This window comes from Roseibacillus ishigakijimensis (genome assembly GCF_016595415.1).
Taxonomy (GTDB): domain Bacteria; phylum Verrucomicrobiota; class Verrucomicrobiia; order Verrucomicrobiales; family Akkermansiaceae; genus Roseibacillus; species Roseibacillus ishigakijimensis.
Map to the genome: position 1 here is coordinate 1 of NZ_JAENIO010000066.1, position 8,583 is coordinate 8,583.

At 61.9% G+C, this 8,583-nt stretch carries 6 protein-coding genes and 1 pseudogene; 3 read left to right on the forward strand and 4 right to left on the reverse strand.

The window, feature by feature from the left end; translation table 11 throughout:
• A pseudogene (locus JIN78_RS16230) lies at positions 1-198 on the reverse strand (hypothetical protein); the annotation flags it as partial.
• Between the two features lie 148 nt (positions 199-346).
• Between JIN78_RS16230 and JIN78_RS16235 the strand changes: the two are divergent.
• Positions 347-1,090, forward strand: a complete 744-nt coding sequence (locus tag JIN78_RS16235) for a DUF6261 family protein (protein WP_200393051.1) — start codon at positions 347-349, stop codon at positions 1,088-1,090.
• 101 nt (positions 1,091-1,191) lie between these two features.
• Positions 1,192-2,361, forward strand: a complete 1,170-nt coding sequence (locus JIN78_RS16240) for an alpha/beta hydrolase family protein (protein WP_200393052.1) — start codon at positions 1,192-1,194, stop codon at positions 2,359-2,361.
• Here JIN78_RS16240 and JIN78_RS16245 read toward each other — a convergent pair.
• The 3 genes from JIN78_RS16245 to JIN78_RS16255 form a co-directional block, all read right to left on the reverse strand.
• A complete protein-coding gene (locus tag JIN78_RS16245; protein ID WP_200393053.1) occupies positions 2,348-3,139 on the reverse strand; it encodes a TIGR03943 family putative permease subunit in 792 nt (263 codons plus the stop codon). The two genes, JIN78_RS16240 and JIN78_RS16245, sit on opposite strands and share 14 nt — an antisense overlap.
• A 132-nt stretch (positions 3,140-3,271) precedes the next feature.
• On the reverse strand, positions 3,272-6,679 hold the full coding sequence (locus JIN78_RS16250) for a PVC-type heme-binding CxxCH protein (protein WP_200393054.1): 3,408 nt from the start codon (positions 6,677-6,679) through the stop codon (positions 3,272-3,274).
• An 81-nt stretch (positions 6,680-6,760) separates the two neighbouring features.
• Positions 6,761-7,891 (reverse strand): Gfo/Idh/MocA family protein, encoded by a 1,131-nt coding sequence (locus JIN78_RS16255; RefSeq protein WP_200393055.1) that lies wholly within the window; start codon positions 7,889-7,891, stop codon positions 6,761-6,763.
• A gap of 353 nt (positions 7,892-8,244) precedes the next feature.
• On the opposite strand from JIN78_RS16255, the gene JIN78_RS16260 reads away from it, so the two are divergent.
• Positions 8,245-8,583: transposase (locus JIN78_RS16260; RefSeq protein WP_200393056.1), on the forward strand; the 339-nt coding region annotated here is incomplete at its 3' end.

The following is an 8,583-nucleotide window of genomic DNA, read 5'->3' on the forward strand; positions in this document are numbered from 1 at the left end:
CCATTGTGCGTTCGCAATGGGTCCCTGCACCACTGCGGGAGGCCATTGTGCGTCCGCAATGGGTCCCTGCACCACTGCGGGAGGCCATTGTGCGTTCGCAATGGGTCCCTGCACCACTGCGGGAGGCCATTGTGCGTCCGCAATGGGTCCCCGCACCACTGCGGGAGGCCATTGTGCGTTCACAATGGGCCCCTGCACCACTGCAGGGGGGCATTGTGAACAAAATGGGGACAACCTGCTAGGGGCGGAGCCGCCTCCCGCCCGGGTTCTGCGGCCGAGGGGCTGACACAATGCGGAAGAGTTCTCTCTTTTTCTCACTTGTGTTTAAGGACAAGGTGTTTGCGTCATGATTTTGTCTCCCAATTTCCCCCGTTATCGTGCCGCCGAGTTGATCCAATTCACCCGTAATGTGGTCGAGATCGTGGATGCCAATGATGCCCCCACGCTCAATTTGCAGACGCAACGCGATGCTCTCGCCAGTCGTCTGGAGGCCCTCGCGGCTGAGTTTCGTCCCGTGCTGGCCAGTGAAGTGACTGCCGAGCTGGTCGCTTTGGATGAGCGCCGGGACCGGGCGATCTCCGGGATCAGCAACTTGGTGCGTGCTTATCTGAATCATTATGATTCCAGCAGGGTTGCGGCCGCCAATCGTCTCTTGGAGGATCTGGAGCGGCATGGTCCCATGGTGGGCCGCCTCCGCTACCAGCTGGAGACCGGGGTCCTCGCCACCATCACCACCGATTGGCTCAGCAAGGATCCCCTCCTCGATGCCGTGCAGGACCTGGATCTGGAGGATTGGGTGCTGGAGCTCAAGGCGGCCAACGATGAGTTCGACGACAAGTATGTGCAACGAGCTCGCGAAACCGCCGGTGATCCCAGCCAAATCGCGGCTCTGCGCGATGAGACGGTGGAGGCTTGGCGCACGCTAGTGGCTCACCTGACCGCCCACGCCACCCTGACGCCCTCCGCAGCCTATGATGCCCTGGGCGATGAGCTCAATAGCCTCATCACCAATTACAATGAGGCCGTGCAAGCGCGGGAGAATGGGGGCGAGGAAGAGGGAGAGCCGGGCGAAGAACCTGCCCCAGAGTAGGGCGTGCCCGTCGCTCGTTCCGTCCTGGCCTCGCAAGGAGTGCGACTCTGCAAGATTGCCCGGGAGCTTGCGTTATCTTGTGCTGGCGAAAAAAAAAGACGATGAACAGGTTGAAAGGGATCACGTTGATGGTGCTGGGGTGCTGCTGGTCGGGCCTTCCGGCGACGGCTGAGCTGCGGCAGGGGCAGGCGCAGACGCCGGAGGAGGCGCGGGGTGAGTTGCGGGAGTTTGCCAAGACGTTTTCCGATGCCGAGTCCTGGCAAAAGCGCGCGGCCCAGCTGCGGCAGGGGATTCGCGAGGGGATGGACTTTGCGGCTTTTCCCGAGAAGACGCCGCTGCGGGCCCGCTACTACGACCGTCGCGAGCATGAGGGCTATGTGGTGGAGGAGGTGGCCTTCGAGAGTGCGCCGGGCTTCTTCGTGACGGGTTCGCTCTACCGGCCCTTGGAGTTCGAGGGCGAGCTGGCGGGGATTCTCTGTCCCCACGGGCATGGCGACCGCTTCATTCCCAATCGCCAGATTCGCTGTGCGGTGCTGGCGCGCATGGGGGCGGCGGTCTTTCAATACGACATGGTGGGCTATGGCGATTGGGAGGAGGCGGGCTGGTCCCACAAGGAGGCGCCCGAGGTGCTGCGGCTGCAGACCTGGAATAGTGTGCGGGCGCTGGATTTTCTGGAGAGTCTCCCCGGTGTGGATGGGGAGCGGCTGGGGGTGACGGGGTGCTCGGGGGGCGGGACGCAGACCTTTCTCCTCGCCGCGCTGGATGAGCGGGTGGCGGTGAGTGTGCCGGTCTGCCAGGTCTCGGCCCACTTCTTTGGCGGTTGCGCGTGTGAGAGCGGGATGCCCATTCATGCCAGCGAGGAGCATCGCACTAATAATGCCGAGATCGCGGCCCTGGCGGCTCCCCGGCCGCAGTTGATCGTGTCCAATGGCGCGGACTGGACGCGCCTGACTCCGGAGCTGGAATTTCCCTACATCAAGAGAGTTTATGAGCTGCTGGACGCCGGGGACGCGGTGGCCAATGTGCATCTGCCCGAGGAAGGGCACGACTACGGCCCAGCCAAGCGACAGGCGGTCTATCCCTTCCTCGCGCGGCATTTGCAACTGGGGCTGGAGCGCCTGCCGCGAAAGGATGATGGCAGTGTGGACGAGGCCTTTGTGACGGTGGAGGAGCGGGCGCGCATGCTGGCCTTTGGCAAAGACAATCCCTATCCCGCCGAAGCGGTGCCGCCCAATACGCCCTTGCCACGCAGCGGGCTCACCACCCCGTAAACCCGGCATCGCGGGGGGCGGGGATGGATTCGACGGTTTCCACTTGCAGGACCGGGGAGGGGCCATCGGGGGTTTCCTCATAGCCCAGGGTGCCCGCCACCCGGATCCAGCCGCGCTCCTCCACGCTGGGGGGAGCGGTGAACTCGAGGGGGAAGCCCAGCACCATGGCGTCGGCCGCACAGCAGGTCATCAGGGTGCGGTAGATGCGTAGGCGGCGTCCGTCCTCGTTGCGCTCGCGCTCCCGCACGACCTGGCCCTCGGTCTCCACCGGGATGCCGGTGAAGACTTCCCTCATGCTCTCGTCGCCAGAGGAGAAGAAAATTTGGCTGACGGGCAGCTGGTAGTGGCCCTCGTCATTGCGGGGGGTGGATTGCTCCAGCATCTCGCGGGTGAAGGGCGGGAGCTGGTAAGCGGCGGCATTGACCTGATTGTTGAAGAGGCCTTTGCGCTCGAGAACGTCCAGCGAGTAGCCGGCCGAGGTATCGGTGGCAAGGGCGGCGGAAAGGGGGGCGATCATGAGGAAGAGGACCACCCAGGGATTCTGGTCGTGGTGGTCGTGGTCGTGCTCGCAATGGTCGTGGCCGCAGTCGGATTTTTCCCGCAGGGTGAGGAGGACGAAGAGCCCCAGCACAATCATGCCCAGTCCGCCGAAGAGAGTGATGAGGTGGAACTTGGGGACGAGGAATTCCCCCATGCGCCCGGCCGCGTAGAGGTAGACAATGGCTCCGCCCCAGAAGAGGGAGGCCAGCGCGGGCAGGATGGAGGAGAGGGACTTCATGGCAGGAGAATCGGTCGTTTGGCGGTCTTCTGCAAGGGGGAAAGAGGGCGCGAAAAAAGGGTGACGGAAAGATCCGTCACCCTTTGCGGGAGAAATCACGGGGAGGTTCGGGCAGCCTGGACGGCCTTTTCCCTAGTTCAGCTCGGGGGCGGTCCAGGGAGTTTTGCGTTCCTTGGTCGCGGCGCGCACTTTGGCGGCTTCTTCCTCCGTCACGGCCGGGGCATCATTGCTCCAAGTCTGGCGAATGTAGGTGGCCACGTCGGCCATCTCCTGGTCGCTGAAGACGTGGGGAGGCATGATGTTGGTGTAGGTCTCGCCCTTAACTTCGATGGGTCCTTGCAGGCCGTGGAGGAGGACCTTCAGGATGGGGGCGGGGTCGCCGGTGACCCACTCGGAGCCATCGAGGGGCGGGAAGGCTCCGGCCACGCCCTTGCCGTCGGGTCCGTGACAAGCGATGCAGGTCTTGTCGTAGATTTCCTTGCCGCGCTTGTGAATGGCGGGATCGATGGTGTTCTTGCGGGTCACCTCGACCTCCCGACGGGGAGCGTTCTGCAACTGGGTGGCAATGACGCGGGCCGCAGAACCGCCGTCGGCCTTGAGTCCGGCCATGAGCTCGTCGAACTGGGCGGCGGTGCTGTTTTGGGCAAAGTAGCGCACCAGATTGCGGACGAGGTTGCCGGTGTCGTCGCGACTGACTTCCCGGATGTAGAGGTCGTCGTAGTAGGCGGTGCCAGTCGCGGAGCCGTAGCCGCCGAAGAGGCAGTGCATGAGGACCTCGCGCTGGTCGCGGCCGGTGGTGAAGGTGCCGGTGAGCTCGGTCCAGTCGCTGTCCTTCTCCCTCACACTGCTGGTCTGGGGACCACCGTGGATGTTGAAGAGAACGCCCGGGCCGTTTTGCACCGAGAGGTTCTCGGTCTTCACGAAGCCACCGAATTCATAGGTGGTGTTGGGGCGGACGGAGACGGTGAGGCCCCAGCCGGTGTCGGCGGGTTGCTCGGAGGTGATGCTCAGGCAGCCACTCTTGTCGCGGCCTTGGGCATTCAGGTGGCGGTGCTTGGGGTTGCGGTTGCCGCCGTAGATGCGGGGCCCCCAATCACCTTGTTTTTCCAAGTCGGCATTGGCGAGGATGTTGCGGGCAGTTTGCTCTTGGGGCTGCCAAGTGGAAGCCAGTTGCAAGAGAGCCGCGCTTGCGTGCTTGCGCAGGGCCACTTCGCGGGCGTCGCGCAGACCTACGTCATTGGGGTCGACCTCCAAGGCCAGGATGGCTTGCACGATCTCTTGCGAGGGCGCCAGGCGGGAGAAGGCCAGCAGCAGCTCGACGAGGGTGCGTGGGTCTTTTTCCGCAATGCGGCCCTCACTGAGGAAGAGCTCGCTTAAGGTGCCATCGAGAGGGGCGATGCGAAGGGCGGCGCGGCGGAGTCCGGGGTTGTCGGATTTCAGCGCAGCGGTGATGCTCTCTAGCGTGGGCTCGCTGGCGAGGAAGTCGTAGACGTCGTTCTGGGGTTCGCCCGCCAGTTCGCGGCCTTTCGCGGTGATGCGGTAAATGCGTCCGTGCTCCTTGTCCCGCAGGGGAGTGACGTAGGCATTGCCTCTGCCATTGCGCGCATTGTATCCAGCGGAACCCTCCGAAGGCGTGGGGTTGTGCTGCACGATGATGTTATACCAGTCGCAGACCCAAAGGGCGCCATCGGGGCCGACTTCGGCCGCCACCGGGGCCGACCAGGCATCGGCGGAGTTGTAGATGTTGTTGCGCAATTGGTGGGAGCGGAAGCCGGAGCCGTCCTTCACAATCTCGAACTGTCCCACCAGCTTGCCCGTGGGGCCGCAGACGAAGAAGATCTTGTCCCAGTAAGCCTCGGGGAAATTGCGGGCCTTGTAGAAGGCGTGTCCCGCCGCCGAGGTGTAGGTGTCGTGGTTTTCCACCTGGCGGATGTCGGTGGAGGAAGGGTTGAAGGGATCCTTGAAGTCGGCCCGTGGAGTGCGGGGTTGCTCCAGGCCTACGGCGTCGTAGTCCCGCTTGGGGAAGGTGACGTAGGCGGAGGGGTTGCCGTTGGCGGTGGAGGCGAAAATGTCGAAATCGGCGGTGAAGTCCAGCCCCCAGGTGTTGTTGGTGGTGGGCTGGATGTATTCGTATTCGACAATTTCCTGCAGCGTGCCATCCGCTCCGACCTCGGTGCTGGCGGGATCGGCAGTCAGGCGGAAGCGGAAAATGCCCATGCCAAAGGATTCCTGCTGGCCGTTGATAAGTCCGCGGAAGCCGGAGTAGCCGATGGTGGCGTAGATCCAGCCATCGGGGGCCGCCTTGAGGTTGGAGACCCCGGCGTGGGTGTCTCCCATGTTGAAGCCCTGGAAGAGAATCTTCCGCACGTCGGCTTTGTCGTCGCCGTTGGTGTCCTTCAGGAAGAGCATTTCCGAACCATTGGTGCAGATGACCCCGTCGGCCGCGAATTCAATCGAGGTGGGGATGGAGAGTTTTTCCGCAAAGCGGGTGAACTTGTCCGCCCGCCCGTCGCCATCGGTGTCTTCGCAGATGGTGAGCCGGTCATGGCCGATGTTGTTGGCCTGTAGGTTGTTCGGGTAATCGATGGTTTCCAGCACGTAGGCGCGGCCTTTTTCATCCCAATTGATGGCAATGGGATTGACGATGTCGGGGTCGCTGGCAAAGAGCGAGAGCTCGAAGCCGGGAGGGACCTGGGCCAGCTTGAGGGACTCCTCGGGGCGGAGGGGAGCTTGATACTGCTCGATGGTTTTGCGCTCGCGGTAGCCCGGCAGTTGCGCTTTCTCGAACTTGAGCTCGGGCAATTGCAAGGCGTCGAGGCGGCCCTTGGCTTCGTCGCCCACCGACCAGAAGATTGCGCGTTTGAGGAGGTCGTGGAACTCGGGAGTGTCCCACACCCGATGGTCGTGACCGGAGGCCGTGTAGAAGACCCGCCCCTTGCCGTGGGTTCGCACCCAGGTCCAAGGCTCGTTGCCGCGCTTTTGCAAGACCACGCGATCGTCATTGTGGTCGGAGTGTTCGTAGGTCTCATCCCAGGCTTCGAAGGATTGGTAACCTTGGGTGATGGGGTGGGTGCGGTTGACGGTCTCCGGCTTGAAGACTTCGCCTCCGTGGGAACGGAACTTGGCTCCCACCAGTTTGACAAAGTCGGGAGAGCCGCCGTAGCAAGCGGAAGCCATGTGAATGGGCAAAAAGCCACCGCCCTGCTCGATGTATTGGAAGAGGGCCTGCTTTTGCTCGGCGGGCAATTGGCCGTTCTGGTGCCAGTTGCCATACATCAGAATGGCGTCATGCTGGGCCAAAGTGGTGGGATTGAAGGCTTCGGCAGGGTCTTCCGTGTAGTTGAAGTCGATGCCCTCGGTGCCGAGATGCTTCTTGATGACCCGGTAGCGGGTGACCGGGTCGTGGCCGGGATGATGGGCGGTCGGAGCGCCAAAGAAGAGGATATTGAGCCGTCGGGCATCCTCCGTCGGCACGACGAGGCTTTTGCCAAAGACGGCGGCTGCCAAAGCCAGTGCGATCAGGATTGGTAAGTGTTTCATATTGAATTGTGAGAGGAAAAAGAAAAAACCGCAGTTCGCGCACGGAAGCGGCGAACTACGGCTAAGAAGTTCGCTGCCTGCTTATTGGAGAGTGAACTCGGGCAGGTGCACGATTTCTCCGCCTTTCTGAGCGGACTCGTGGGCCAGGATGCCGGTGCAGGTGATGTTGGCCGACTGAACCGCGTTGGGGTAGCCTTCGCCACGGCCCGCTACGTATTCGATGAATTGGTGCGCCAGGTGGGGGTGGGAGCCGCCGTGGCCCGCCCCTTGGGTGAAGGAAAGGTGCTCCTCGCCATCGTCACCGCCGAAGACGCCTCCCGTGGTGAAGGGCGCGATTTCGTCCGGCAGGAGGTGGGCGTAGTCGGGGCAGCTTACGCGCTCGGGGATTTCCGGTTCGGGCTTTTTGGCGGTGTGGACCACCAACTCTTCTCCTTCGATGAGCGGCCACTCGACGGCTTTCTTGGACCCGTAAACCTCGATGGACTCGCGATACTGGCGCGCAACGTCGAAGAGAGAACGATAGACGAGGCCCGACAAGTCGCTGTCCTTGAACTTAACATGGCAAGTCTCCACCGCGTAAGGGGAGCCGTAGCAATCATGCATTTCCTCGCGAATGGTGCCGGAGGGGAAGCAGGACACATACTCTGCCTGATGACGGCCCAAGCCCAGCAGGGGACCCACGCAGTGGGTCGCGTAGTGCATCGGCGGGAGACCGGGCCAGTAGCCGGGCCAGCCATCCATATCCTGCTGGTGAGAGGCTTTCAGGAACTGCAGCTTGCCGAGGTCGCCATTGTCGTAGAGCTCCTTCATAAAGAGGAACTCCCGGGCATAGACGACAGTCTCCATCATCATATACTTCAGGCCTGTCTCTTGCACGAGCTCTACGATGGTCTTGCAGTCTTCCACTGAGGTCGCCATCGGCACGGTGCAGGCCACGTGCTTGCCTGCTTTCAGAGCCGCGATCGATTGCTCGGCGTGATTCGGAATGGGGGTGTTGATGTGAATGGCATCGATTTCGGGATCGGCGAGCAGTTCTTCATAGGACTGGTAGCGCTTTTCGATGCCGAACTTATCACCCACCTCTTGCAGGGTGGACTCGGTGCGAGCGCAAATAGCAGCCATATTGGCACCGGGGTGGCGTTGATAGATGGGAATGAACTCGGAGCCGAATCCGAGGCCGACGATGGCGATATTCAAGGGTTTGTCTGACATGATACTTGTGGGAAATACAGTGAGAGGCTGGAACCTCCTTTCGGGAATCGGTTGGGCATCATAACCTGGATCTGCTTGGCGCGCTTGTATCGCTGCGTTTAATTTGTGTGTTATTACGACGCGCGGCATGGAGGTGGATTTCGCTCGTTGCCGCGATTCTCCTTGCTGTTTGCGGAAATTTTGGTCTTTGGCGGCCTGTCTGAAAAAAGGTTTTTTCTCTTTTGGTGGCTCTCGCATGAGCGAGCCACCCCGCCGCCCTCTGATAGCAGACGGAAAGCACATCTTCTTTAAATATTACCTGTCCCCTTTCAGGGAAAACTTGACGACTCTTACGCTTCCGCTACCTTCGCTCCATGCGTCGACGTCGTTTCCTGGCCCCGAAATCCCATCCCGTCGCCTACTACCACTGCGTGTCCCGGGTCGTAAACCGCGACTTCGTCTTTGGCGAAACCGAAAAGGCCCGCTTCTACCACCTGATGCGCCTCTACGAAAAACTCTACCACCTCCGCATCATCTCCTACTGCATCATGTCCAATCACTTCCACCTCCTCCTGGAAGTCCCCCAGCGCCCGCCGGAAGGAGAGTTGCCCGACGACCAAGGGCTCATCGCACACGTCCTCGACTGCCTGGGCGAAGGCCCCGCCACCAATCTCCGTTGGGAGCTCGCGCATCACCGCAGCCAGGGCAATCAC